Source organism: Jatrophihabitans sp. (assembly GCA_036389035.1).
Taxonomy (GTDB): Bacteria; Actinomycetota; Actinomycetes; order Mycobacteriales; family Jatrophihabitantaceae; genus Jatrophihabitans_A.
Map to the genome: position 1 here is coordinate 119,546 of DASVQQ010000002.1, position 24,632 is coordinate 144,177.

Consider the following 24,632-nt stretch of genomic DNA (forward strand, 5'->3'; position numbering starts at 1 on the left):
TTCAGAACGCAAAGCGATCGTCCTACTACTGACAGTTACGGTGCCGACGTAACAGATGTTACCAAAGTGACCAGAGTGCTTCTCATGCAGGCTGTGTGAGGCACACCGGGGGTCAGGTCAGCGACCACCAGAGAAGTCAGGACGACCACATATGCTCAACCGCGCAACGTCTCTCACGCACGTGCTGAGCCGACGGCAGGCACCGAGCCGCAAGGCGGCCCGCCCGCTCCTCGCCGTCACCGCTGTCGCGGTCACCGTGCTGGCGCTGCTCACCCCGGTCACCGCGAACGCCGTCACCGGCGCCAACCCGATCGGGGTGCTGGACTCGGTGTCGGTCCGGCCGTCCGACGGGGTGGTCACCATCTCGGGCTGGACTGCCGACCTCGACGACCCGGTCGACCCGTTGCGGGTGGAGATCTATGACAACGACGTGTACGCCACGGCGGTGATCGCCCGCGACTCCCGGCCCGACGTCGGCGTCTCGGTGCCCAAGGTCGGCCCGAACCACGGCTTCACGGTGAGCTACCCCGGCAAGACCGGCGTGCACGAGGTCTGCGCGGTCGCCCTCAACCACGTCGGCGGAGCCAACACCGAGCTCGGCTGCCGCACCGTCCGGATCAGCAACGACCCGGTCGGCGTCCTCGAGGTCAGCCCGCAGCGACCGGGCGGCTTCCTCATCAGCGGCTACGCGATCGACCCGAACGCCCCCACCGCCGCCGTCCTGATCCGCACCTACATCGACGGGCAGTACCACTCCGGCCGGCTCGCCAGCGCACCCCGCACCGGCCTGCCGGCGCAGTACGCGGCCGCCGGTTCCAACCACGGTTTCTCCTTCCTCGCCCCGATGACCGCCGGCGTCCATCAGATCTGCGCCTACGCGATGAACATCGGCGCCGGAAACGTCAACCTCCGGCTCGGCTGCCGGACCGTCACGATGATCAACAACCCGGTCGGCGCCCTGGAGAGCGCCGCGCAACAGCCGGGCGGCTTCCTGGCCACCGGCTACGCGCTGGACCCCGACGTCACCAGCTCGATCGCGGTGCGCATCTACCTCGACGGCAAGTGGGTCGCCAGCGGCCCGGCCGCGGCCCCCCGTCCGGACCTGCTGACGCGTTACCCCGCCAACGGGCAGAACCACGGCTTCTCGATCTTCACCCCGGTACCCGCCGGCGTCCACCAGCTCTGCGCGTACGGGATGAACGTCGGCGCGGGCACCGTCAACACCCGGTTCGGCTGCCGCACCGTGACAATGATCAACAACCCGGTCGGCGCCCTGGAGAGCGCTCCGGTGCAGCCGGGCGGCTTCCTGGCCACCGGCTACGTGCTGGACCCCGACGTCACCGGCTCGATCGCGGTCCGCATCTACCTCGACGGCAAGTACGTCGCCAGCGGCCTGGCCGCGGCCCCGCGCCCGGACCTGCTGGCGCGCTACCCCAAGCACGGCCAGAACCACGGCTTCGCGATCTTCACCCCCGCATCGGCGGGCACCCACCAGCTCTGCGCGTACGGGATGAACGTCGGCGCGGGCACCGTCAACACCCGGTTCGGCTGCCGCACGGTGTCGCGCACCAGTGACCCGGTCGGCTCCGGCGCCAGCATCGCGCGGGTCGGCACCTCCAACGCCATCGCGATCTCCGGCTGGGCCCTGGACCCCGACACCGCCTCGCCGATCAAGGTGCAGGTCACCAGCGACGGCGTGAGCAAGCAACTGCTGACCGCCAACCTGGCCTCCAGCGGGTCCACCAAGGCCTGGCCCCGCTACGGCGCGTACCACGGCTACTCCGCCAACGTGACCCTCGACGGGTTCGAGCACACGGTGTGCGTCGCGGCTATCAACGTCGGCGAGGGCAAGGACGTCACCCAGGGCTGCAGGGTGATCAGCACCTCGGGCGCCTCCGCACCGGCGGCGCCCACCGAGCTGAGCGCGGTGCCGGGCAGCAAGCTGGTCACCCTCAGGTGGACCGCGGCTCGCTCGGTCACCTCGCCGGTGACCAGCTACCAGATCACCGTCACGCCGGGCGGTCGCATCGTGACGGTGCCCGGAACGGCCGTCTCGGCAGCGATCGGCAGCCTGACCAACGGCGTCCAGTACACCTTCTCGGTGCGGGCGGTCAACGAGCTGGGACGAAGCTCGGTGGCAACGGTCAAGGCCACCCCGACCTCGATCCCGCTGCAGGTCACCCCGGCCCCGATCTCGACCAGTCACTACGTGCGCAACCTGACCGGCAACGCCACCACCGACATCGCCCTGATGCGCCAGATGGGCGCCGGTGACGCCAGCCGCAACCCGTCCGGGCACAGCTACCTGGTGCTGCTGCAGATCGGCGGCCAGGTCGAGTACCGCAACGGCACGCTGCTCTCGGCGACCTCCCGGTTCGTCAGCTATCCCGCCGTGGTGACCGCGATGAAGGCCTACCTGGACGGCTACGCCACCACCCAACGGCCCTCCGCTCCGCTGACCCTGGCGATCGGCACGAACAACGACATCGACGTCAACTACTCGGCCGGCGTGTCCTGGGCGCGCAACATCGTCAACCCGGTCGCCGCCTACGCCGCCAGCCGGCACCCCGCCGTGGTCATCGCGGGCGCCAACGACATCGAGCCCGGCTTCTCGGCGACGGTGGGCGAGAGCCGCGCCTGGGTCTCCGGTTACCTGGCCGCCACCGGCGCCAAGTACGTCTTCAACGGCTCGGCCGACGGCTGCTCCACCTACGCCACGGGCGGCCGGTGCAACAACGGCTGGACGCAGGCTGACATGCAATGGGTCAGCGGCGGCGCGGCGCCGAGCCGGACCATCAGCCTGCCGCAGATCTACAACTACGCGATGCCGCTGCAGTGGAAGAACATCTCGCTCACCGGCACCGCGGCCGGCAAGCCGCGGATCTACTTCGGCGGCCCGCTCACCGAGGTGACCGCCTGCGATCAGGCCAGGACCTGTGACAGCATCGGCAACATCGACGCCTGGAACCGGCTGTGGAGCGCGATCTCGTCCACGACCGCCACCAGGCAGGCCCAGATGCCACACGGCACCGACCTTCGCATCAACTAGGAGCCGTCACCATCACCGCATCCACCGGCACGGCAGCTCACGGCTGGAGCACCCGGCGGCTGACGCTGCTGCTGGTGACCACGCTGGCGCTGGCCACCGCCTGCACATCGGCTTCTACGGCCGCCGATCAGCCGGCCGCCTCGACGACGGCGTCACCGGCCAGCACCCCGTCGACGTCGACGTCGGCGTCGGCGACGGCGACGGCTTCGCCCACGTGGAGCGCGACGGCGTCGGCCACTCCGGTCCGGCCCACCGTCACGCCTTCCTCGGCGCCGCCGGCGTCGAGCAGCCCCACCCGGGCGCCGGCCAGCTCATCGGCGCCCGGTCCGATCGACGGGTCGAACGGCTGCCCGAGCGCGACGCTGGGGGTGGCGGCGCTGCGGGCATCCGGGGCGGCCGGGCACCAGTACGCCTTTCTGCAGTTCACCAACAACTCGGCCAGGACCTGCTCGCTCACCGGATTTCCCGGCGTCCAGCTGATCAGGGCGGGCGTCGCCCTGGGCAAGCCCGCGGTCCGCAGCGGCAAGCCCATCAGCAGGGTCCAACTGGCGCCGGGGAAGTCAGCCACCGCCCAGCTGGTCGGCGACTCGACCTGTAACGCCGAGAAGTCCGACTCGGTGCAGATCATCCCGCCGAACCGGACCGAGAGGTTCGTCGCGCCGCTGTCCTTGCGCGGCTGCCCGCTCACCATCGATCCGGTCGTGCTCGACAGCTGAGCCCGGCCGGCCGAGTGCCATGCTGGATGGCATGACCTATCTCGCTGCCGATGACCGTTACGAGCGCATGACCTACCGCCGGGCCGGCCGCAGCGGCATCAAGCTGCCGCTGATCTCACTCGGCCTCTGGCACAACTTCGGCGACGACCGGCCCTTGGACGGCCAGCGGGCGATCCTGCGCCGGGCCTTCGACCTGGGCGTCACCCACTTCGACCTGGCCAACAACTACGGCCCGCCCTACGGCGCGGCCGAGGCGAACTTCGGCAAGATCTACCAGCAGGACTTCCTGCCTTATCGCGACGAGCTGTTCCTCTCGACCAAGGCCGGCTGGGACATGTGGCCCGGGCCTTACGGCGACCTGGGCTCGCGCAAGTACCTGCTGGCCAGCCTGGACCGCTCGCTGGCCCGGATGGGCGTGGATTACGTCGATGTCTTCTACCACCACCGCAACGACCCGCAGACCCCGCTTGAGGAGACGATGGGAGCGCTGGACCACGCGGTCCGCTCCGGCAAGGCGCTCTACGCCGGCATCTCCTCCTACTCCCCGCAGCGCACCGCCGAGGCCGCTCGGATCTTGCGCGAGCTGGGCACCCCGCTGTTCCTGCACCAGCCGTCCTACTCGCTGCTCAACCGCTGGATCGAGGACGAGCTGCTCGGCACCACCGCGGCGGTGGGCGCCGGCGTGATCGTGTTCTCCCCGCTGGCGCAAGGGATGCTGACCGACAAATATCTCAACGGGGTGCCGGCCGACTCCCGGATGGCAGCCAACACCTCGCTGCCGACGGAGCTGCTCAGCGAGCAGAACCTGCAGCGCATCCGGGCGCTGAACGAGATCGCGGCGCGGCGCGGCCAGTCGCTTGCCCAGCTCGCGCTTGCTTGGGCCGCCCGGGACGAGCGGGTCAGCTCGGTGCTGATCGGCGCCTCCTCGGTAGGCCAGCTGGAGCAGAACATCGCCGCTCTGGAGCACCAGTCCTTCACCGCCGAGGAACTGGCCGAGATCGACCGGCATGCCGTCGAGGGTGACATCGACCTGTGGCGCGCGGTGGCAACCAGCTGAGCATCGGCCGGCCCACGCCGACCCGGCCGGCTCATCCTGCGCCGCACCTCGTTTGATCACTCTCTGCAATCAGGCCGGGTCGCATAACTCTGCCAGTGTGCTTGCTCAAACCTGCATTCTATGGAATGTTATGCCCGAACCAGTAGTTTGGGGCGATTAGGACAAGTACCCTGATGGCGTGCGGCCCCCTCGACTGTAGAGGAGGCTCACGATGCGGGTAGCGGTCCTCGGCTGCGGCTTCGGCGCCCAACACCTCGACTGGCTCTCCCAGCATCCCGAATTCGAGCTGGACACCTTGTGCTATCAGCACAATCGAGAACGCGCGGTGGAGCTGGCCGATCGTTACGGCATCGGCAACGTAAGCGCGGACGCGCTCGGGACGCTGGGTGGGCGCGGCATCGAGCTGGCGGTGATCGTCACCCCGCCGGACACCCGGCAGGTGCTGGTGCAGGCCGCTCTCGACGCCGGCGCCTTCGTCTTCGCGGACAAGCCGCTCAGTAACTCGCTGCAGTCAGCGACTGAGCTGGCGGCGCTAGCGGCCCGCGCGCCGCAACGGTGCGCGGTCAACTTCCAGTGGCGTACCCACCCGGCCGTGCGCGAGATCCGCGACCAGCTCGCCGAGGGCGTCGGGGCGTTGCATCGGGTGCACGCCAGCTTCTATCACGACTTCTATCGCGGCCTGCCGGACTCCTGGCGGCAGCAGCCGGCCAGCGCGGGCGCCGGAACGCTCGGCGACCAGGGCGTGCACCTTTTCGACTTGCTGCACTGGCTGATCCCGCGCGACTGGTCGAGCGTCGCGGCTTCCACCAGCGCGGTGCGTCAGGACCTCGACACCCGGGCACTGGCACCCGCCGCCGGCCGGACCGAGGACCTGGCCGAGGTCTGGCTGCGCGAGCCGGAGTCCGGCTGCCTGGCGACCGTGTCGCTGTCCCGGCTGGTCTGCGGCGTGCGCGCGATCGAGTTCGAGATCCAGGGATCGGAGCGGACGCTGCAGCTGCGCCTGCAGGCCGATGACGCCTCGGCCGAGTTGACGGCGCACGCCGGCGACGGATCTTCCAAGACCGCGCGGTACGGGCCGACCTCGCTGGATCCCTATCCATCGCTGCTCGCGGCGATGGCCGGTCGGCCGGATCCCGACGGGCTGTTGGCCGGCTTCGAGGACGGCGTGTGGGCCCAGGCCCGACTGGCTGAAGCCGTTGCCCTGGCAGCGCGAACGCAGCATGCCCTGCCCAGCTAGCGCACGCCGGTAGGTCACCAGAGTCTCGTCACGCACCAGAGGAGCCAGAAGATGCCCGAACCACTTCGCCTCGCCGTCTGCGGGGTCGGCAACAACATCTCAGCGCTGTTCCAGGGCGCGCAGTACTACCGGGAGTTGACCGCCCGCGGCGTGCCGGCTGCCGACCTGCCGGGCATCAAACACCCCGAGATCGGCGGCCTCAGCGTCGCCGACATCGACTTCGTCGCCGCCTTCGACGTTCATCCCGACAAGGTCGGGGCCCCGTTCTCCTCAGCGGTCCTGGCGCCTCCGAACAACTACCCGCTGCTGGACGTGACGCTTCCCGAAACGCCCTTCGTCGTCGATCCGGGGCTCACCGCGCAGGACTGCGCCCCGTTCGACCCGGCGTTCAACCGGATCGTGCGGCGGTTGCGTGACACCCGTGCCGACGTGCTGCTGTACTCGCTGCCGACCGGCCTGCAGTGGGCCGCCGACGCCTACGCGCAGGCCGCCCTGGAGGCCGGCGCCGCGTTCGTCAACTGCACTCCTGAGTCGGTGGCCAGGGTGCCGGCCACCCTGGCGGCGTTCGAGCGCCGCGGGGTGCCGTTGATCGGCGACGACCTCGCCAGCCACCTCGGCACCTCGGTGGTGCACCGGGCGCTGCTGGGCCTGCTCAATGACCGAGGCCTGTCCCTGGTGAGCTCCTACCAGCTCAATCTCGGTGGCAATGAGGACTTCAAGAACCTGCGGACGGCCGGCGAGAGCAAGCGGGCCTCCAAGCTGAACGCGCTGGCTCAGGAGGGTCTGGACACCAGCAGGGTGGAGGTGATTCCGTCTGCCGGCTTCGTCTCGCACCTCAACGACAACAAGGTCGGAATGCTCAACATCGAGGCGGTCGGCTGGGCCGGCACGCCGATCTCGGTGGATCTCAAGCTCAAGGTGCAGGACTCCAGCAACGCCGCCGGGGTCATCATCGACCTGATCCGGATGGGGGCCGCCGCCAAGCGGCGCGGCCTGGGCGGCTTCCCGGCCGCGGCCGCCCGCATCCTGAAGTCACCGGCAGGTGGCCACCCCTCCTACACCGAGGCCGCGGTGGCGCAGAGCCTGAGGACCCTGGACGCCGGCCTGCATGTAGCAGCCGAGCAGCCGAGCATTGAACATGCCAGTTGAGCGGGAGCCTGCCGTCCTGGAGGTCAGGGTCCTGGCCTTTCCCGAGGTCGATGACCTCGACCTGATGGGCGCCTACGCGGTGCTGTCCAAGGCCGCCGAGATCGCCCGGGCCGGGCCGGGACCGCTGCTGAACGTCACGATCGCCGCCGAGCAGCCCGAGTTGCGCACCGCCGGCGGTCTGCGATTTCAGGCGCAAACAGGCCTGGAAGGGCCCGACCGGGCCGCGGCCGTGCTGGTGCCGGGTGGCCGGGGCATCGAGCGGGTGCTGACCCGCGCGTCCTACCTGGACTACCTGCGCACGGCACACCGGCATGGCGCCGCGGTGTACAGCGTCTGCTCGGGCGCGCTGCTGGTCGCCGTGGCCGGTATCGCGGGCGCGACCACGCTGGCCATCCACGCGGCCAAGCACGCCCAACTCGCCGGCACGGCGAACTGCCTGCCCGGCGCCGGCCTGATTCGCGACGGTGGCCTCACCTCGGTGGGCGGTGACCGCCGCAGCTCGGTGAAGTCGGTGGACCTGGCCCTGCAACTGGTGGCCGACCTTGCCGCCGGGCTGCTGCCTGAGCTGCTGTCCCGAATGGAGCTCTGCCAGGGTCGCACGCTCGAAACCGGCTCCGCCGCCCCGGGAGCGCAGTCGTGACGGCGCCGCGCGCGCGCCGCGCGACGGTTCTGGTGACCGGCGCCAGCAGGGGAATCGGTGGCCAGGCCGCGCTGCGGCTGGCAGCCGCCGGCTTCGACCTGGTCCTGTGGGCCCGGACCCTCGAGGGTCTGCGGCAGACCCAGCAGCGAGCCGCGGAGTTCGGCGCCGAGGTCAGCATCGACGCGGTCGACGTCTCCGACGCCGCGCAGGTCGCGGCCGGCTACGCCGCGATCCGGTGGCGCTCGCCCCTGACCGGGCTGGTGCTCAATGCCGGTTCGGGCATCTGGCAGCAGATCACCGAGATCGACGACGCGGTCTGGGACCAGACGCTGGCCACCAACCTGCGCGGCGCGATGCTGGTCCTGAGGCAGTTTCTGCCTGAGCTGCAACGCGTTCCGGGCGGCCTGATCGTGGGAGTCCTGTCGGACTCGGCGAAGTACCCGTTCGCCGGCCGGGGCGCCTACGCCGCGTCCAAGGCGGGCTTGGCGGCGCTGCTGGAGGTGGCGCGGCGTGAGACCCGCGAGGCCGGCGTCCGGGTCACGGCGCTGCTACCCAGCCGGGTGGACACCTCCTTCCAGGGCAGCCTGGAGTCCGCCGGCGCCGGCTGCCGGCCCGGCTCGCTGTCGGTCGAGGACGTCGCCGAGGTGATCGGCTGGCTGTTCGAGCTGCCGGCCGGGGTCGAGGTCCGCGAGCTGCAGCTCTCGGCCCTGACCTCGTCCTTCGGCCCCTACCAGGAGGTCTCCTCATGACCTGGACCAAGATCGCCCTTGTGCCGGAAGGCCATTCCAAGCCGGTCGGCAAGTACAGCCCGGGCATCGAGCTGCAGGGCCAGGCTGCCGGCAGCCTGGTCTTTCTCAGCGGCCAGGTGGCGACCGACGCGCGCGGGGAGATGCTGCATCCGGGCGACGCCGGCGGCCAGGCGCACGTGGTCTTCGACCGGTTGGCTGCCGTGCTGGCCGCTGCCGGCCTCGGCCTGAGCGATCTGGTGAGCCTGACCATCTACGTCCGAGATCTCAGTGTCAACTTCGCCGCGGTGTCAGCGGTGCGCAACGCCAGGCTCGGCGAGCCCGGACCGTCCAGCGCCTTTCTCGGCGTCGCCGAACTGGTCGAGGACGGCTGCCTGGTCGAGATCGGCGGCATCGCCGCGGCCGGCGTCACCCTCGCCCACGAGCCGCGGTGACCAGCCCGACAACCGGTCTCCGGCTGGCCGACGCCGAGGTCGAGGCCTTGCGGCAGGCCGGCAGGGGCAACCGCATCCTGGTGGCCGGCTCGCTGAACCACGACGAGATCCTGATCGCCGACCATGATCCGGGCGACGAGGGCGCGGTGCTGGTGCGCGAGCGGGTCACCGCGCCGGGCGGGCATGCCGGCAACTGCGCCTCGGGGCTGGCGGCGCTCGGCGCGCAGGTGTCACTGCTCGCCGCGGTCGGAGCCGATGACACCGGCGAGCTGCTGATCTCGGACCTGCGCGGGCACGGCGTCGACGTCGCCGCCATCGCCAGGATCCCCGGCAGCCCGACCGGTCGGGTGATCATCCCGGTGCTGGGCGAGCAGCACTTCATGCTGCTGCTGCCCGGAGCGAACGACCAGCTGTCGAGCGAGCACGTCCGGCAGGCGCTGAGCACCGACTACGACGCGCTGGTGCTCTTCGACCCGGCGCCGGTGGCGCTGGCCGAGATCTTCTCGGCGACCACCGGATCCGCCGCCGGGGACAACATCTTCTGGAACCCGGGCGGCATCTACGCCCACCAGCCCGCGGCCCGCCACTACCTGCCGCGCTGCCGGTCGATCTTCGTCAACCGCAACGAGTGGCCGGCGGTCCGGGCCGGGTTGCCACCGGATCGGGCCGTCCGGACCGAAGTCGTGCAGACCCTGGGGGCCGAGGGCGCGGCCGGCCACGGTGCCGACGTGGTGGCGCACGCGCCCGGTGAAGCCGTGCCGATGGTGGACCCGACCGGGGCCGGCGACGCCTTCGCCGCCGGCTATGTCCTGGCCGCGCTGGCCGGACTGGCGCTGCCCCGCCGGTTGGCGGTCGGCAACATCAGCGGCGCGCTCGCGGTGACCGCGGTCGGCGCTCGGGGCCGGCTGTGCACGCTGGCGGACCTGGCGCGGTGGCCGGCATGCTCAGGCTGAGATCCAGCGCCGACGGCTGGCGCGGCGAGATCGGCGTCAGCTTCACGCCGGCAGCCGCCGGCCTGCTCGCCGGGGCGGTGCTGGACGTGCTGTCGGCCACCGGTCAGCCGCGCCGGATCCTGATCAGCTACGACGGGCGCCGGGGCGGGCCGGCCGTCGCGGCGGCGGTGCAGGCGGCAGTCGGTGACCGGTTGGCGACTGCCGCGACGGTGCTCAGCGGGGTGCCCACGCCGGTGGCGTCGGCCGCGGTCTGCGCCGGTGACTTCGAGCTGGCGTTCCTGGTCACCGCCAGCCACAACCCGGCCGGCTGGAACGGGCTCAAGATCAAGTCCGGGGTCGCGGGCAGCATCTCGCCAGCCATGGAACGCCAGATCGAGAGCCGGTACCTGGAGTTGTCCGAGCAGCCGGCCGAGGCTGCGGCCTCCCCCGCCGCGGACCCCGGACCGGTCACCGCTGCCGGCTCGCCGCAACCGATGATCGAGGCCCACCTCAGCCGAGTGCTGGCCCGGGTCGGCGGCGATCCCGGCCGGCCCTGGCGGGTGGTCGTCGACGGCCTGCACGGGATTGCCGGGCCGGCCATGGTGCGGCTGGCCGAACTGCTCGGCTGGACGGTGCTCCCGATCGGATGCCAGGCCGAGCAGGACTTCGGCGGGCTGATCCCGGACCCGACCCTGGCGGCCTCCCGGAGCCGGCTGAGCGCGGCGGTGCGGGCCGAGCATGCCGACTTCGGCATCGTGCTCGACGGCGACGGCGACCGGGTCTTCCTGCTCGGCTCCGACGGCGGGGTGGTGAGCTGCGGCGAGCTCTACGCGCTGTTGTTGGACCAGCTCTACCGCAGCCGTCCCGCGCTTCCCAGCCGGCGGATCGCGGTGACCTCGACGACCGCCAGCCTGCCCGGCCGGATCGCCGCCGAGCACGGAGGCGAGGCGCTGGTCACCGGAGTGGGCTTCAAGAACATGGCCGAATTGCTCGCCGGCGGCCAGATCTGCGCGGCGGGCGGCAACGTCGGTGACCTGGCCTTCGCGCCGTTCGGCTTCGACCGGGACCCCTCGGTGGTGGTGGCGTTGCTGGGCCGGCTGCTGGCCGACAGCGGCCAGAGCCTGGACGCGGCGCTGGAACGGCTCCGCCGGCGCTACGGCCGGCGGCACTACCTCGAGACCGCGGTCAGCTGCCCGGCCGGCGAGCTCGACCTGGCCGCCACGGCCGTCGCGCTGCTGGCCACTACCGGGCTCGGCCTGCGGATCGCCTCGATGAACCGGGTGGACGGCATCCGGCTGGCGTTGCCCGAGCAGCAGTGGCTCTCGGTGCGGCGATCGAGCACCGAGAACCTGGTGCGGGCCTACGCCGAGTTCTCCGGGCCGGTGCTGTCCGAGGCGGAGCTGCGCACCGCGCTGCGGGGGGCGCTACGGCCGGCCTCGGGCCGCGACACCTGAACCTGACCACCCACGACCAAGGAGCGACATGGATCAACCAGTCATTGCGATCATCGGCGGCACCGGCTTCTACAAGTTCCTGGAGCCGGTCGAGGAAGTCAGCCGGCAGACCCCGTACGGCCCGACCAGCGCCCCGATCAGCCTGTCGTCCCTGGACGGCCGACCGGTGGCCTTCCTTCCCCGGCACGGTCGTGACCACGAGTACCTGCCGCACGAGATCCCGTACCGGGCAAACCTGTGGGCGTTCAAGGAACTCGGGGTGCGCCAGATCCTGGGGCTGAACACGGTCGGCAGCCTGCAGGCCGAGTACCGCCGCGGCGACCTGGTGCTGGTCGACCAGTTCATCGACCGGACCAGCGGCCGGATCGACACCTTCTTCTCGGGCAACGCCGCCGCCCACATCAGCTCGGCCTACCCCTACTGTGTGCGGATGCGCGGCCTGGCCAAGGACGCGTTGGACGGGATCGAGGGCGGTTTCCACGACAGCGCCACGGTGGTCGTCACCCAGGGGCCGCGGTTCGGCACGCTGGCCGAAAGCCGCTGGTTCCGGTCCCAGGGCTGGCACGTGCTCAACATGACCCAGTACCCCGAGGTGGTGCTGGCCCGCGAGCAGGAGCTCTGTTACATGAACCTGTCCTACGTCACCGACTACGACGTGGCGCTGACCGAGGTGGTGGGCGCCGAGCCGGACAAGGAGGTGGTCAGCCACGCCAGGGTGCTACAGGCCTTCGCCGCCGACTCCGGGCGATTTGTCGACGCGGTCAAGCGAATCGTCAACACGCTGCCGGCCGAGTTCGACTGCGGATGCCAGCACGCCCTCGACGGCGCGAGGACCTGATGGGGCTGCCATTGCCGGAGCGCGGCCCGGCGATGGCGGGCTGGTCGGGAGAGCTGGTGCTGCTGCGGCACGCCCAGACCAGCTGCACGGTCAACGGTCTCTTCTGCGGCGAGCACGACCCACCGCTGTCCCCGGTCGGTCGACTGATGTCTGACACGCTATCGGACGCCGACGGGTTGAAGGGCACGAGTCGGCTCTACATCAGCCCGTCCTGCCGCAGCGTCCAGACCAGCGCCGCGCTGGCCGCCAGGTTCGGACTGGTCGCGCGGGTGGAGCCGCGGCTGCGGGAACTGAGCTTCGGACAGTGGGAAAGCCGCCGGCCGGACCAGGTCCGCTTCGAGCAGGCCTATCGGCGCTGGTACCGCGATCCGGCGCAGTGCGCGCCACCGGAGGGTGAGACGGGCCTGGCGGTGCTGGCCAGGGCGGTGGCGGCGGCTACCGAGGCGCTGACCCTGGACGGCCGGTTCGACGGCGCCAAGGTCGCGCTGCTGACCCACAAGGCCCCGGTCCGGTTGCTGATCTGTCATTTCCTGGGGCTGCCGCCGCGGCAGTACCGCCAGATCGCGCCGGTGCCGGTCTGCTCGGTCACCCGAATCCGCTTCGACAGCGGCCGGCCCCGGCTGATCGAACTGGGCAATGTCGACCACCTGCCGCAGCGGTGGCGATCAGCGCCCGACGATGCCATGGACAGCAGTACCGAGAACGCCTGATCGGCGCCGCACGGGGTATGTTTGCCGGTTCACCATTTTCGGCCCGGTTCTCCCTGATAGCGAAAGGATCGTGCGGTGACCGCAGAGCTGCGGAGCGACTACGACCTGATCATCGTGGGCGGTGGTGTCGCGGGATGCGTGCTGGCCTCGGCGGCTCAGCAACTGCCCGGGCTGTCCGTGCTGCTCATCGAAGCAGGCGCCGACTACGGACCGCGCCGTCATGAGTGGCCGGCCGGCATCCTCGACGCGCGGGAGCTGCCCAGAGAGGATCTGTGGAACCCGGGCTCGGCGCCGCACGCCTGGCGCGGCAGGGTGCTCGGCGGCAGCTCCTGCGTGAACGGTTGCTGGCACACCTGGGGAGCTGACTGCGACTACGACGAGTGGGCCGAGGCCGCCGGCCCGGCCGGCGCGTCCTTCACCGCGCTCGGGCTGGAACCGCACCGGGCAGCGGCGGCCCGGCGGTTGCGGATCCGTCCGGTGACCGAGGACGAGACCTCGCTGTGGAGCGCCGCCAGCGTGGCCGGCGCCCAGCGGCTGGGCTACCCGCTCGTCGAGGACCTGGCCGCACGCACGGCGGGCGCCGGAGTCGGCCTGCCGCCGATCAACGCGGTCGGCGACCTGCGGTGGAACGCCGCCTTCGGCTACCTGGACGACTGCCGTGCCGACCCCGAACTCGACATCCTGGATCGGGCCACCGTGCAACGGCTGGACTTCACCGGAGGCCGCGTGACCGGTGTGCTGGTACGCCAGGGTGAGCGGCTCAGGCGCTTCTCGGCCGCGACGGTGGTGCTCACCGCCGGCGCCTTCGGCTCGCCAGCGGTGCTGATGCGCAGCGGGATCGGCCATCCGCGGCGGCTGATCGAGGACGGGGTGTCCCCGCTGCACGAGCTGCCCGGCGTCGGGGCGAACCTGTCCGACCATCCCGGGGTGACGCTGCGGCTCACCGCCTCGGACGCGTTGCGCCAGGCGCTGGCCGAGATCGAGCGACGCGGAAAGCTCTATGCCAGCCAGGTGGCCCTCAAGGCCGCCTCCTCGGTGTGCTCGACCGATCCACCGGCCGGCGAATGGGACCTGCACCTGTTGCCGACAGCCGGCGCGCCGCTGTTCGGAGCCCGGGCGCCGGGCGAGTTCGAGGTCGGCATCACCGCCTTCCTGATGAAGCCCCGTTCCCGCGGGACGGTGCGACTCAGCGGCGACGGGCAGGCCGAGCCGGACCAGAACTACCTCTCCGACCCCGACGGCCATGACGTTCAGGCACTGGCCGACGGCCTGGAACTGGCCGGCGAACTCGCGGCCACCCCCGAGCTGGCCGGACTGGCCGCGGTGGACGGCACGCCGGACCTGGCTGATCGCAGCCCGGCGGGCCTGGCTCGGCTGCGCGGCTCGCTGGGCACCTACTGGCACCCGGTGGGCAGCTGCGCGCTGGGCACCGACCCTGACCGCGGGGCGGTGGTCGACGGCCGGGGCCGGGTGCACGGTTTCGACAACCTGCTCGTGCTGGACGCCTCGATCCTGCCGAGCACGCCGCGGGCCAACACCCAGCTCAGCGTGCTGGCGGTGGCCTCGATGCTGGCCGGCCAGCTGGTTGCCGAGCTTCGATGACCGTGCCGGCGCAGGCCCATCACGGGCTGAGCAGCTACCGGGTCTGCCTGAGCCAGCCGTATGCCGTCGCGCTGATCAGCTCCAACCTGCTGGGGCGGATACCCAACGGCATGGCGACGCTGGCCATCGTGCTGTTCCTGCGCGCCAGCGGCCGGTCCTTCGCCGAGGTGGGGGTGGTGATCGCCAGCTTCGGGCTGGCCTCGGCCGTCGGCGGGCCGGTGCTGGGACGCGCCATCGACCGGGCCGGCCAGGTGCTGGTGCTGACCGCGGCCGGGCTGGGCTCGGCCGCCGGGTTCTGCCTGCTCACCACCGTGGGCGAGGCCAACCTGCTCTACGTCGAAGGCTGCGTGGTGCTGGCGGGCCTGCTCTCACCACCGCTGGAACCCGCATTGCGCAGCCTGTGGTCCACTTTGCTGACAGACCGGGCCACCATCGAGGTGGCGTACGCGCTGGACACCTCGCTGCAAGAATTGCTTTACATTCTCGGGCCGTTCCTGGCAGTGATGCTGTTCGCGGTCCTTCCTGCCGAGGTCGCGCTGTACGTGCTGAGCGCGACCATGGTGATCGGCACCGTGCTGTTCGTCAGCCTCCCTCCGGTCCGCCACTGGCAACCGCCGGCCCGCACCCCGGACTGGGCCGGCGCGCTGAGGTCCCGGACCCTGGTGGTGATCCTGGCCAGCATGTTCTGGGTGGGCAGCTCGATCGGCGTGCTCAACGTCGTCGTGGTCGCCTATGCCGAGCAGGCGGGCTCGCAGTCCTACTCCGGCGGCCTGCTCGGCACCGCCTCGATCGGCGGCCTGGTCGGCGGCCTGCTCTACGGCGCCCGGCGCTGGCGGGGCGACGGGGTCCGCCGGTTGCGCTGGCTGCTGGCCGCGATGGCGCTGGCCTACCTTCCGCTGGCGCTGACCCCGCCACCGGCGCTGATGTTCGCCTTCATGTTCGCCGCCGGCTTCTTCCTGGCGCCGGTCCTGGCGTGCGGGTTCGTGCTGATCGCCGGGCATGCCCCGGCCGGCACCGTGACCGAGGCCTTCGCCTGGGTCACCACGCTGTTCCTGGCCGGCAGCGCGCTCGGCTCGTCGATCTCCGGGGTGAGCGTCGGCGGCACGCTGGGCCTGCGCGGCTCGTTCCTGCTGACGGCGCTGTGCGCGGCCGTCGCGTTGCTGGTGGCGGTGGTGGCGCTGCGGGGCGAGGTCGCGCCGACCGGCGATGGCGCCGTCGTCGAGTAGCGTGCGCCCCGTGCTCAGCCCCGCGCAGCTCGCCTTCGTCACCGGCTCGATCCAGCGGGTGGCCGCAGAGGTGATCCTGCCGCGCTTCGGCCAGCTCGCGGCCGGCGACATCGTGGAGAAGTCCCCCGGCGACGTGGTCACGATCGCCGACCGGGATGCCGAGCTGGCGCTGGCAGAGCTGCTGGTGCGCCTGCTGCCGGGCTCGGTGGTGGTCGGCGAGGAGGCGGTCGCGGCCAGTCCGGCCGGCCTGGAGGCGCTGCACGGCCCGGCGCCGGTCTGGATCATCGACCCGATCGACGGCACCGAGGCCTTCGTGACCGGAAGCCCCCGGTTCGCCACCCTGGTCGCGCTGGCCCAGCACGGCCGGCTGCTGGCTTCCTGGACCCACGCCCCGCTGCTGGAACTGACCGCCACCGCCGTCGCCGGCCAGGGCGCCTACCTCAACGGCCGGTCGATCACGGTGGCCCGGCCGGGCCCGGGGCTGCGCGGCCTGGACGTGGCGCTGCCCCAACCGCGCTGGTGGGCCGGGCAGGATCGCGAGCGCTTCAACGCGCTGTTCCTGACCGGCATCTCCCCCGCCTTCTTCGACACCTCGGGCCTGGTCTACGTCGAGCTTGCCGCCGGCCGCCGGTCGGCGATGGTGGTGAACTGGGAGCTGCCCTGGGACCACGCCGCCGGGCTGCTGCTGCATGCCGAGGCCGGCGGCCACACCCGGACCGCCGCGGGGGCGCCGTTCAACCTGGCCGGCGGCAACGCGATGCCGGTGGCGGTCGCGCCGGACCCCCAGCTCGCGGAGCTGTTGCTGGCCGGCTGCTCAGCGCAGACTCCGCAACCGGTCGAACACCGCCCCGACCTCGGCTAGCTCCCGGTCCAGGTCGGTGATCGCGGCCCAGCGGCCGGGCGGGATGTCGATGCCGTCAGCCAGCGCCGCGGCCTGCAGCGAGGTCAGCAACGAGCCGTTGGCGCCGGCGTGCGCGCGGTTCTGGATCAGGGCGTAGGCGCGCTGCCGATCCAGTCCCGAGTCGAGCAGGATCTCCAGCGCGGCATGGCTGAACACGGTCGAGCCGGCCGCGGCGAGGTTGGCGCGCATCCGGTCGGAGTCCACCACCAGGTCGGTGACCAGCTCCGCGGTGCTCCTCAGCAGGTGCTCCAGGATCGCCGAGGCGTCCGGCAGGCAGACCCGCTCGACCGAGGAGTGGGAGATGTCGCGCTGGTGCCACAGCGCCACGCCCTCCATGACCGGGTTGACATAGCCGCGCACCACCCGGGCCAGGCCGCAGATCTTCTCCGCCGTGACGGGGTTGCGCTTGTGCGGCATCACCGAGGACCCGGCCTGCCCGTCGCGGAAGGACTCGGCGAGCTCGGCCACCTCGGAGCGGGCGCCGTGCCGGACTTCCAGGGCGATGGCCTCGCAGACGGTTGCCAGCAACGCCAGGCATGACATCCAGTGCGCGATCGAGTCTCGCATCACCACCTGGGTCGAGACCGGGCTGGGCAGCAGCCGCAGCGCGCTGGCCACCCGCTGCTCGAGGTCCGGGCCGAGGCCGGCATAGCTGCCCACCGGCCCCGAAATCTTGGCCACCGCTACCGAGCCGCGGGCCTCGGCCAGCCGGTCGCGGCAGCGGGCCACCGCGAAGGCGAAGTCGGCCACCCGCAACCCCCACACGGTCGGCGCGGCGTGCTGGCCGTGGGTGCGTCCGACCTGGACGGTGCGCTGGTGGGCCAGCGCGTGATCGCGCAGCACCGCGACCAGCCGGTCAGCCGCTGTCACCAGCAGATCGCTGACCTGGGCCAGCCGCAGCCCGGTGGCGGTGTCGACGATGTCAGAACTGGTCACCCCGCGGTGCACCCACCTGGCGACCGCCGAAGGCATCGGCGCGGTCCAGACGTTGACGAAGGCCACCACGTCATGGCGGGTCCGGCGTTCCTCCTCGGCGACCTCGCGGGGCGACGGCGCCGGAACGGCCCGGGCGGCGGCCAGCGTCGCGGCGGTGGCCGCCCCGGCGTGCGTCCAGGCCTCCAGCACCGCCAGCTCTACCTCACGCCAGAGCGCCAGGGTGCGTTGATCCGACCAGATCGCCGCCATCTCGGGCGAGGTGTACCTATCCAGCACGGGCCGGTCCGGCACGAGCGGGACCGGCAAGCATCGGGACCAGCTCCGAGGCCGGCGGAACCAGGATGTCGCTGTCCCGGGGGCCCTTGGTGACGCCGCTGATGTCGACCCCGAGGTACTGGCCGATGAAGTCGATCAGCTGCCTGGCGCGCTCGGGCAGCTGGTCGTAACTGTCCAACCCTGTGGTGGAGCTGTTCCAGCCGGGGAAGTAACGGTAAACCGGCGTGCACTCCATCAGCGCCTGGTGCTCGGGCTCGAAGTGCGCCAGGATCGTGCCGTTGCGCTCGTAGGCGACGCAGACCCCGATCTCGTCGAAGTCGTCGAGCACGTCGAGCTTGGTGAGCACCACGCTGGTGTACTGGTTCAGCCCGACCGCCCAGTGCGCGTGCACCAGGTCCAGCCACCCGCACCGCCGCGGGCGTCCGGTGGTGGTGCCCACCTCGTCCCCGATCCGCCGCAACCGGTCGCCGAGCTGTCCGTGGTCCTCCGAGACGAACGCCCCGTTGCCCACCATCGTCTGGTACAGCTTCAGCACGCCGACCCGGCAGGTCAGGCTGCTCAGGTCCACCCCGCTGCCGCTGCAGACCGAGTAGATCGCGGTCGGCGAGGTCGTCACGTAGGGGTAGATGCCGTGCTCGAGGTCGATCAGCGGCCCCTGGGCGCCCTCGAACAGCACCGAATAGCCTTCGGCGACCGCGGTGTTGATCAGCCGGCGCGAGTCGGTGGCCAGTGACAGCAGCAATTGGCGATAGCCGACCAGCCACTCGAGGTTCTGCTTGACCAGGAACGGCTCGAGATGGAAGAACTCGACGTTGGCGCGCAGCCGTTGCTCGACCAGCGCCATGTCACGCAGGTCCCCGACCCGGATCCCGATGCGGTTGACCTTGCTGACGTTGGCCGGGCCGATGCCGCGGTGGGTGGTGCCGATCTCGTCCGCGGACAGCCGTTTGAGATCTTCCTGGTAGCCGTCCACCAACCGGTGCAGTGGCAGCACCAGGTGCGCCCGCGAGCTGACCAGCACCCGGTTGGCGATGTCCGGGACGTGCTGGGCGAAGGCGGCCAGCTCGTCGGAGAGCCGCTCGGCGTTGAGCAGCACGCCGTTGCCCAGCACTCCGATACAGCCGGGGTGTCGCAGGCCCGACGGGACGATGTGGTTCTTCAGCACCACGTTCTGGCCGCTGCTGGAGGCGAATACCGTGGTGTGCCCGGCGTTGTCACCGCCCTGGGTCCGGACGATGAGCTGGTGCGACAGGCCCAACCGGTCGGCCATGGCCCCCTTGCCGCCGTCACCCTGCTGCAGGTCGCCGACCCAGGTGACGTGCTGCACCGGGGGCACCGAGATGTCCAGCGCCGACAGCTTCGCCAGCGTCTCGTCGTGGCGGGCCTGTCGGATGAGCCGCACGCCGTGCAGCGAGAGCACCGAGCCTTCGGCATCCTCGAGCGCGGCCGGGGTGGCAACGGTGTTCACATGACATCCCCACTAGTGCCTCGGCCGTGGTGGGCGGACTGCTACGCGCGGGCCGCGGGCACTGGAACACCCGCGCGAAGTGAGCACAGCATCGCATATACGTCGCTTACCGTCCATAATGCTTGGAACGAATTAAAACGGACGGATGCCCTGGCTACGCTGGCGTATCCGCTCAGGCCGGCCGGGCCTCGGCCAACCGCAGCGCCGGCCAGATCTCGGCCACGGTATCGGCGAAGTGCACCAGTGCCTGGTCCGCCGGGGTCATGAACCCCTCGGCGACCGCGTGCGCGAGCAGGTTGCGCAGCGGCGTGTAGTAGCCCCCGATGTTGAGCACCACCAGCGGTTTGTGCTGCAGCCCCAGCTGTGACCAGGTCAGGGTCTCAAACATCTCCTCCAGCGTCCCCAGGCCGCCGGGCAGCACCAGAAAGGCGTCCGCCAGCTCGTGCATGATGGCCTTGCGCTCGTGCATGGTGGCCACCACCCGCAGGTCGCTGAGATCCAGCCGCCCGTACTCCCGGTCCATCAGGGCCTGCGGGATCACGCCGATCACCTCGCCGCCGGTCGACAGCGCTCCGTCGGAGACCGCGCCCATCACGCCGACGCCGCCCGCGCCATAGACCAGCCCGTGCCCGCGGCGGCCGAGCTCGGCGCCCAGTGCGTAGCCCTGCGACACGTACTCGGTGGAAGCCCCGGCGCTGGCACCGCAAAACACGCAGATCCGATGAATAGCCACTCCGGCATCCTTCCAGCAGTGCCGTCGAACAGCCAAGAAGGTGGGTTGGTCCTGCCGGGAAGAGGCTCCCGTCACGATGGGAATGCCGCGAGGCGGCCGGGTGGTTGGCCACTACTGTGACCACGTCTGCCTTCGACTCCACCGAACTCGACCTCGGCGAGAGCACCGTCGAAGGCAGCCCGCCGGCTGACCGGCGCCGCTGGCTGATCGTGGCCGCCATCGTGCTCACCGGCCTCACCATGCGGGTCGCGGTCACCAGCGTCGGAGCGGTGCTGACCGACCTCGAACGCGGCCTGCACGCCTCGTCCTCGGCCGCGGGGATCATCACCACGCTGCCGGTGATCGCCTTTGCCGGCATCGGCTTTCTCGGCCCGAGGCTGGCTCATCGCTTCGGTGAGCACCGGCTGGTGGCAGCCGCGCTGCTGGCCACCACGGCCGGCCTGGTGTTGCGGGCGGTCGCCGGCAGCGTCTGGATGTTCGCGGTGTTGAGCATGCTCGCCCTCACCGGCGGCGCCATCGCCAACGTGCTGCTGCCGGCGCTGGTCAAGAGGCACTTTCCCGACCGGATCGGGACCATGACGGCCGTCTACACCACCTCGCTGGCGCTCGGCCTGACCGCCTCGGCCGGTTTCACCGCGCCGCTGGCCGAGCTGGGCGGGCAGAGCTGGCGGTTCGGAATCGGCGCCTGGGCGTTGCTGTCTGCCGTCGCGGTGCTGCCGTGGTTGCCGATGCTGGCCGGGGACCGGCCGGATCCGGCCAGCCAGCCGGACCGGGTTCCGCTGAGCTGGTTGCTGCGCAGCAAGCTCGCCTGGGCGCTGGTGCTGATGTTCGGCACCCAGTCCTTCCAGGCCTACATCGCCTTCGGCTGGTTCACCGACTTCTTCCGGCACCACAACCTCGATGCCACCGAAGCCGGGTTGCTGCTGGCCTTCTACGCGGCGCTGTCGATTCCGGTGTCGATGGCCATCCCGGCCCTGGCGGTGCGCGGTCAGCGCCTGATCGTGGTCGTGCTGTCGGCCGCCGGCCTGATCTCCTACCTGGGAATGCTCACCGCGCCGGTCGCCGGCGCCTGGCTGTGGATGCTGCTCGGCGGCATCAGCGGCGGGATGTTCCCACTGGCTCTGACGATGATCGGGCTGCGCTCGCGGCAGATCGCGACCACCGCGGCGTTGTCGGCGTTCGTCCAGGGCATCGGCTACCTGCTCGCGGGAGCCGGCCCGCTGCTGGTCGGCGTCCTGCTCGGGGTCTCCGACAGCTGGACCTGGCCGCTGGTGCTGTTGATCCTCGCGGTGCTCGGATCAGCCGCCACCGGCTGGTACGCGGCCCGTCCGGACTTCGTCGACGACCAGCTCAGCCGGCCGGCCGGGCGGCTTGCTCAGTAGGCCTGCAGCCCGAGCCGGACGGCGACCAGCAGGCCCGCCGTGGCGATCAGCAGCCGGAGCGGGCGAACCGGCACCCGGCGGACCACCAGCGGGCCGAGCCAGCCACCGGCGAAGAAGCCGATGGCCAGCGGCAGCACCGCCAGCCACCGGACGTCACTGAAGCAGATGAAGCCCACTGCCGCGATCCCGTTGGCCAGCGCCAGCACGGCGTTCTTGATGGCGTTGCTGATCGGCAGCGATTCGGTGGTGGCGCTCAGCAACAGGGCCAGCATCAGCACCCCGGACGCGGCGCCGAAGTAGCCGCCGTACACCGAGACCGCGAACACGCCGGCCACCACCCACCGCGCGTCCGAGCCGGAGTGGTGCCGTTGGACCCGCGGCCGGGGGAGCAGCACGCACAGCGAGGCGAAGCCGATCAGCACCGGAACCACCCGTTCGAAGGCGGCCGCCGGCGTCAACAGCAGCAGCAGCGCCCCGCACGCGCCGCCCAGCGTGGCCGCCACTCCCAGCCTGCGCATCCGACCGGCCTGCCCGCGCAGCTCCGGGCGCCCACCCAGGGTCGCGCCCAATCCGCTGAAGACCAGCGCGACGGTGTTGGTGACGTTGGCGATCACCGGGCTCAACCCGGTGGCCAGCAGCGCCGGATAGCTGATCACCGACGCCAGGCCGGTCACCGCTCCGACCAGGCCGGCGGCGACCCCGGCAAGCAGCAGCAGCGGGAACTCATAGCCGGACATCGAGGGTCAGCCTCTCATGAGCCGGCCGGAATCCGAGCTGCCAGAATCCAGGCATGGCAGCCAAGCGCAGTGCCGGGATCCTGCTGTTTCGCCGGCGACCGCACCTGCAGGTGTTGATCGGCCATCTCGGCGGGCCGCTCTGGAGCCGGCGCGAGACAGCCGCCTGGTCGATCCCGAAAGGCGAGTACGGCCCGGACGAGACCGCGCTGGACGCGGCCCGGCGCGAGTTCACCGAGGAGCTGGGGCTGCCGGTGCCCGAGGCGGAGTTCATCGAACTCGGCGTCGTGCGGCAGAGCGGCGGCAAGCAGGTCACCGCCTGGGCCGCCGAGGCCGACCTGGACCTCGATCAGGTGGTGCTGGGCAGCTTCGAGATGGAGTGGCCCCGCGGCTCCGGGCGGCTCGAGCGGTTTCCGGAGCTCGACCGGCTGGCCTGGTGCGAGCCGGAGCTGGCCCGGGACCGGCTGATCACCAGCCAGCGGCAGTTCCTGGACCGGTTGGCCGAGCACCTGCTCACGCCGCGCGGTCGCGCCGAACCGGGGTAACCGGGACGTCAGCTCGCCGCTCGGGCCGCTCGGGCCGCTCGGGCCGCTCGGGCTGCTCGGGCTGTCCGACTTGCTCGGGCTGCTCGGGATCGGCCACCTGCTCGGCAACACCCGGCTGCCCGCTACCGGCCGCCGCCGGATCGAGCCGACGCAGCACCAGCGCGCCCAGCCCGGCTGCCAGCAGGCAGGCCGCCGCGCTGAGTGCCAGGCCGGCCCGACCGCCGAACTGCTCGCTCACCGCACCGGCGATCGGTCCGCCGATCGGCGTGGAGCCCAGGAAGGCGACCGCCCACAGGGCCATTACCCGGCCGCGCATGCCGGGCTCGGCCGCCAACTGCAGGGTGCTGTTGCCCTTGGCCAGAAAGCCGACGCTGGCCGCGCCCACCAGGGTGAGCGCGAGCAGTTCCAGGGGCAGCGTCGGCGCCGCGGCTGCCGCGGCGATCAGGATTCCGAACACGGCGGCGGAGTTGACCAGCGACCTGATGCCGACCCGGCCCCGAGCGGCGACCCAGAGCCCGCCCAGCACCGCGCCGAAGCCCATCGCCGCCGTCATGAAGCCGTACACCTGCGGCCCGCCGCCGAAGGTCTGCTTCGCGACCACCGGCAGGATGACCTGGAATTCGTAGGTCAGGCAGCCGATCAGGGCCATCATCGCCAGCGGAACGGCCAATGCCGGCGTGCGCCGGACGTAGCGGAAGCCTTCGCGCAGCTGGCCGGGGGTCCGGCTGGCCGGCGGCGCCGGCCGCAGCGTCGAGGTGTCCAGGGTGGCCAGCGAGACGACCACGGCCACGAAGCTGAGCGCGTTGAGCAGGAAGCAGACCCCCAGGCCGCCGGTGGCGATGATGACGCCGGCCAGCGCCGGGCCGACCGCGCGGGCGACGTTGACCAGCACCGAGTTCAGGCTGACGGCGTTGCGCACGTCGGCCGGGCCGACCATCTCGAGCACGAAGGCCTGCCTGGCCGGATTCTCGAAGCAGGTGTTCAGCCCGAGCAGCACCGCCAGCAGGTAGACCTGCCACAGCCGCACCTGGTCGGTGACGGTCAGCACGCCGAGTGCTAGGGCCAGCACGCCCATGCTCGCCTGCAGCGCCATCATCAGCCGGCGCTTGTCGACCCGGTCGGCGACCAGCCCGCCGTAGGGCCCGAGCAGCAGCACCGGCAGGGTCTGCAGGGCGACCACCAGGCCGAGCGCGGTGGCCGAGCCGGTCAGCTGCAGCACCAGCCAGGCCTGCGCCACGGTCTGCATCCAGGTGCCGATCTGGGAGATGGCCTGGCCGTTGAAGAAGCGCCGGTAGTTGGGATTGGCCAGTGCGGCGAAGGTCTGCCGGCTCGCTCCGGCGAAGCTCGTCACCGGCCTGCCTTGGCCGGCTGCGGCCGGTGAGGCTGGGGCCGGCTGAGCTGCTCGGCCAGCGTCTCCAGCGCGGGCAGCGCCGCCAGCAGCCGGCTGGCCTGCTCGGCACTCAGTCCGGTCAGCCGCTCGGCGAACAGCTGGCTGCGCTGGCGGCGCAGGCGCTGGTGCAGTGACCGTCCGGCCGGGGTGGTCTGCACCCGCATCGCGCGCCGGTCGGCCTCGCTGGCCGCCCGCGACACCAGCCCGTCGGCCTCCAGCTTGCCGAGCACCCGCGACAGCATGGTCGGGTTCAGCCCTTCGATGTCGGCCAGTTCGCTGATGCCCAGCGGGCCGAGCTTGGCGACGGTGGCCAGCACCGAAAGCTGGGTACGGGTCATCCCGTCGCCGGAGACCTGCCGATCCACCAATCGCGAGATCCGCGCCAGCGCGATCCGCAACCGGTCGACGTCCTCGCTGCCGAACTGTGCCTTGCCCTGCTCGTCGTGCATTCGCCCGCCTCAATACTTGCCTATCGGC

23 protein-coding genes are annotated in these 24,632 nt (G+C 71.4%); 16 read left to right on the plus strand and 7 right to left on the minus strand.

Annotated features, from left to right (window positions below; genetic code table 11):
• Positions 1–151 precede the first annotated feature (151 nt).
• On the plus strand, positions 152–3,049 hold the full coding sequence (locus tag VF557_01335; protein ID HEX8078831.1) for a fibronectin type III domain-containing protein: 2,898 nt from the start codon (positions 152–154) through the stop codon (positions 3,047–3,049).
• 127 nt (positions 3,050–3,176) lie between these two features.
• Here VF557_01335 and VF557_01340 read toward each other — a convergent pair whose 3' ends face one another.
• Positions 3,177–3,737 carry a hypothetical protein gene (locus VF557_01340; protein HEX8078832.1) on the minus strand — a complete coding sequence of 187 codons (561 nt, stop codon included), beginning with the start codon at positions 3,735–3,737 and terminating at the stop codon, positions 3,177–3,179.
• Positions 3,738–3,796: 59 nt separating this feature from the next.
• Here VF557_01340 and mgrA point away from each other — a divergent pair, with 59 nt between their 5' ends.
• From mgrA to VF557_01405, 13 genes are all read left to right on the plus strand, one after another.
• Positions 3,797–4,822 (plus strand): L-glyceraldehyde 3-phosphate reductase, encoded by a 1,026-nt coding sequence (gene mgrA, locus VF557_01345; protein ID HEX8078833.1) that lies wholly within the window; start codon positions 3,797–3,799, stop codon positions 4,820–4,822.
• 211 nt (positions 4,823–5,033) lie between these two features.
• Complete coding sequence (locus tag VF557_01350) at positions 5,034–6,059, plus strand: Gfo/Idh/MocA family oxidoreductase (protein ID HEX8078834.1); 1,026 nt, start codon at positions 5,034–5,036, stop codon at positions 6,057–6,059.
• A 51-nt stretch (positions 6,060–6,110) separates the two neighbouring features.
• Entirely contained in the window at positions 6,111–7,208 is a 1,098-nt protein-coding gene (locus tag VF557_01355) for an inositol-3-phosphate synthase (GenBank protein ID HEX8078835.1), read from the plus strand.
• Complete coding sequence (locus VF557_01360; protein HEX8078836.1) at positions 7,198–7,848, plus strand: DJ-1/PfpI family protein; 651 nt, start codon at positions 7,198–7,200, stop codon at positions 7,846–7,848. Before VF557_01355 ends, VF557_01360 begins: the two co-directional genes overlap by 11 nt.
• Entirely contained in the window at positions 7,845–8,597 is a 753-nt protein-coding gene (locus VF557_01365) for an SDR family oxidoreductase (GenBank protein HEX8078837.1), read from the plus strand. The genes VF557_01360 and VF557_01365 overlap by 4 nt, the downstream gene beginning before the upstream one ends.
• Positions 8,594–9,028 carry a RidA family protein gene (locus tag VF557_01370; GenBank protein HEX8078838.1) on the plus strand — a complete coding sequence of 145 codons (435 nt, stop codon included), beginning with the start codon at positions 8,594–8,596 and terminating at the stop codon, positions 9,026–9,028. Before VF557_01365 ends, VF557_01370 begins: the two co-directional genes overlap by 4 nt.
• The gene (locus VF557_01375; GenBank protein HEX8078839.1) at positions 9,025–9,981 is read left to right on the plus strand and encodes a PfkB family carbohydrate kinase; all 957 of its coding nucleotides are present in this window, start codon (positions 9,025–9,027) and stop codon (positions 9,979–9,981) included. The genes VF557_01370 and VF557_01375 overlap by 4 nt, the downstream gene beginning before the upstream one ends.
• Entirely contained in the window at positions 9,969–11,414 is a 1,446-nt protein-coding gene (locus VF557_01380) for a hypothetical protein (GenBank protein HEX8078840.1), read from the plus strand. Before VF557_01375 ends, VF557_01380 begins: the two co-directional genes overlap by 13 nt.
• Before the next feature lie 28 nt (positions 11,415–11,442).
• Positions 11,443–12,252 carry an MTAP family purine nucleoside phosphorylase gene (locus tag VF557_01385; GenBank protein HEX8078841.1) on the plus strand — a complete coding sequence of 270 codons (810 nt, stop codon included), beginning with the start codon at positions 11,443–11,445 and terminating at the stop codon, positions 12,250–12,252.
• Positions 12,252–12,962 (plus strand): histidine phosphatase family protein, encoded by a 711-nt coding sequence (locus VF557_01390; protein HEX8078842.1) that lies wholly within the window; start codon positions 12,252–12,254, stop codon positions 12,960–12,962. Before VF557_01385 ends, VF557_01390 begins: the two co-directional genes overlap by 1 nt.
• A 75-nt stretch (positions 12,963–13,037) precedes the next feature.
• Positions 13,038–14,564 (plus strand): GMC family oxidoreductase, encoded by a 1,527-nt coding sequence (locus tag VF557_01395; GenBank protein HEX8078843.1) that lies wholly within the window; start codon positions 13,038–13,040, stop codon positions 14,562–14,564.
• Complete coding sequence (locus VF557_01400) at positions 14,561–15,790, plus strand: MFS transporter (GenBank protein ID HEX8078844.1); 1,230 nt, start codon at positions 14,561–14,563, stop codon at positions 15,788–15,790. The genes VF557_01395 and VF557_01400 overlap by 4 nt, the downstream gene beginning before the upstream one ends.
• A gap of 10 nt (positions 15,791–15,800) precedes the next feature.
• Complete coding sequence (locus tag VF557_01405) at positions 15,801–16,652, plus strand: inositol monophosphatase (protein HEX8078845.1); 852 nt, start codon at positions 15,801–15,803, stop codon at positions 16,650–16,652.
• Here VF557_01405 and purB read toward each other — a convergent pair.
• The 3 genes from purB to VF557_01420 form a co-directional block, all read right to left on the minus strand.
• A complete protein-coding gene (purB, locus tag VF557_01410) occupies positions 16,605–17,918 on the minus strand; it encodes an adenylosuccinate lyase (protein ID HEX8078846.1) in 1,314 nt (437 codons plus the stop codon). The two genes, VF557_01405 and purB, sit on opposite strands and share 48 nt — an antisense overlap.
• Positions 17,893–19,371 carry an adenylosuccinate synthetase gene (locus VF557_01415; protein ID HEX8078847.1) on the minus strand — a complete coding sequence of 493 codons (1,479 nt, stop codon included), beginning with the start codon at positions 19,369–19,371 and terminating at the stop codon, positions 17,893–17,895. Before VF557_01415 ends, purB begins: the two co-directional genes overlap by 26 nt.
• Positions 19,372–19,543: 172 nt before the next feature.
• On the minus strand, positions 19,544–20,104 hold the full coding sequence (locus tag VF557_01420) for a TIGR00730 family Rossman fold protein (GenBank protein HEX8078848.1): 561 nt from the start codon (positions 20,102–20,104) through the stop codon (positions 19,544–19,546).
• A gap of 116 nt (positions 20,105–20,220) precedes the next feature.
• Between VF557_01420 and VF557_01425 the strand changes: the two genes are divergently transcribed.
• Positions 20,221–21,486: an MFS transporter gene (locus tag VF557_01425; protein HEX8078849.1), complete on the plus strand. Its 1,266-nt coding sequence runs from the start codon at positions 20,221–20,223 to the stop codon at positions 21,484–21,486.
• Here VF557_01425 and VF557_01430 read toward each other — a convergent pair.
• Positions 21,480–22,223 (minus strand): sulfite exporter TauE/SafE family protein, encoded by a 744-nt coding sequence (locus tag VF557_01430; GenBank protein HEX8078850.1) that lies wholly within the window; start codon positions 22,221–22,223, stop codon positions 21,480–21,482. The two genes, VF557_01425 and VF557_01430, sit on opposite strands and share 7 nt — an antisense overlap.
• Before the next feature lie 53 nt (positions 22,224–22,276).
• Between VF557_01430 and VF557_01435 the strand changes: the two genes are divergently transcribed.
• A complete protein-coding gene (locus tag VF557_01435; protein HEX8078851.1) occupies positions 22,277–22,765 on the plus strand; it encodes an NUDIX domain-containing protein in 489 nt (162 codons plus the stop codon).
• Here VF557_01435 and VF557_01440 read toward each other — a convergent pair.
• Positions 22,734–24,116, minus strand: coding sequence for an MFS transporter (locus tag VF557_01440; GenBank protein HEX8078852.1), 1,383 nt, complete (start codon positions 24,114–24,116; stop codon positions 22,734–22,736). The two genes, VF557_01435 and VF557_01440, sit on opposite strands and share 32 nt — an antisense overlap.
• Positions 24,113–24,604 (minus strand): MarR family transcriptional regulator, encoded by a 492-nt coding sequence (locus tag VF557_01445; GenBank protein ID HEX8078853.1) that lies wholly within the window; start codon positions 24,602–24,604, stop codon positions 24,113–24,115. Before VF557_01445 ends, VF557_01440 begins: the two co-directional genes overlap by 4 nt.
• Positions 24,605–24,632: the final 28 nt, after the last annotated feature.

What these genes read in the sequence shown, in the direction of transcription:
- VF557_01335 (HEX8078831.1), top strand. Translation starts at nt 152, where the DNA reads ATGCTCAACCGCGCAACGTCTCTCACGCACGTGCTGAGCCGACGGCAG.
- mgrA (HEX8078833.1), top strand. Translation starts at nt 3,797, where the DNA reads ATGACCTATCTCGCTGCCGATGACCGTTACGAGCGCATGACCTACCGC.
- VF557_01350 (HEX8078834.1), top strand. Translation starts at nt 5,034, where the DNA reads ATGCGGGTAGCGGTCCTCGGCTGCGGCTTCGGCGCCCAACACCTCGAC.
- VF557_01355 (HEX8078835.1), top strand. Translation starts at nt 6,111, where the DNA reads ATGCCCGAACCACTTCGCCTCGCCGTCTGCGGGGTCGGCAACAACATC.
- VF557_01360 (HEX8078836.1), top strand. Translation starts at nt 7,198, where the DNA reads ATGCCAGTTGAGCGGGAGCCTGCCGTCCTGGAGGTCAGGGTCCTGGCC.
- VF557_01370 (HEX8078838.1), top strand. Translation starts at nt 8,594, where the DNA reads ATGACCTGGACCAAGATCGCCCTTGTGCCGGAAGGCCATTCCAAGCCG.
- VF557_01380 (HEX8078840.1), top strand. Translation starts at nt 9,969, where the DNA reads ATGCTCAGGCTGAGATCCAGCGCCGACGGCTGGCGCGGCGAGATCGGC.
- VF557_01385 (HEX8078841.1), top strand. Translation starts at nt 11,443, where the DNA reads ATGGATCAACCAGTCATTGCGATCATCGGCGGCACCGGCTTCTACAAG.
- VF557_01390 (HEX8078842.1), top strand. Translation starts at nt 12,252, where the DNA reads ATGGGGCTGCCATTGCCGGAGCGCGGCCCGGCGATGGCGGGCTGGTCG.
- VF557_01400 (HEX8078844.1), top strand. Translation starts at nt 14,561, where the DNA reads ATGACCGTGCCGGCGCAGGCCCATCACGGGCTGAGCAGCTACCGGGTC.
- VF557_01430 (HEX8078850.1), bottom strand. Translation starts at nt 22,223, where the DNA reads ATGTCCGGCTATGAGTTCCCGCTGCTGCTGCTTGCCGGGGTCGCCGCC.
- VF557_01435 (HEX8078851.1), top strand. Translation starts at nt 22,277, where the DNA reads ATGGCAGCCAAGCGCAGTGCCGGGATCCTGCTGTTTCGCCGGCGACCG.
- VF557_01445 (HEX8078853.1), bottom strand. Translation starts at nt 24,604, where the DNA reads ATGCACGACGAGCAGGGCAAGGCACAGTTCGGCAGCGAGGACGTCGAC.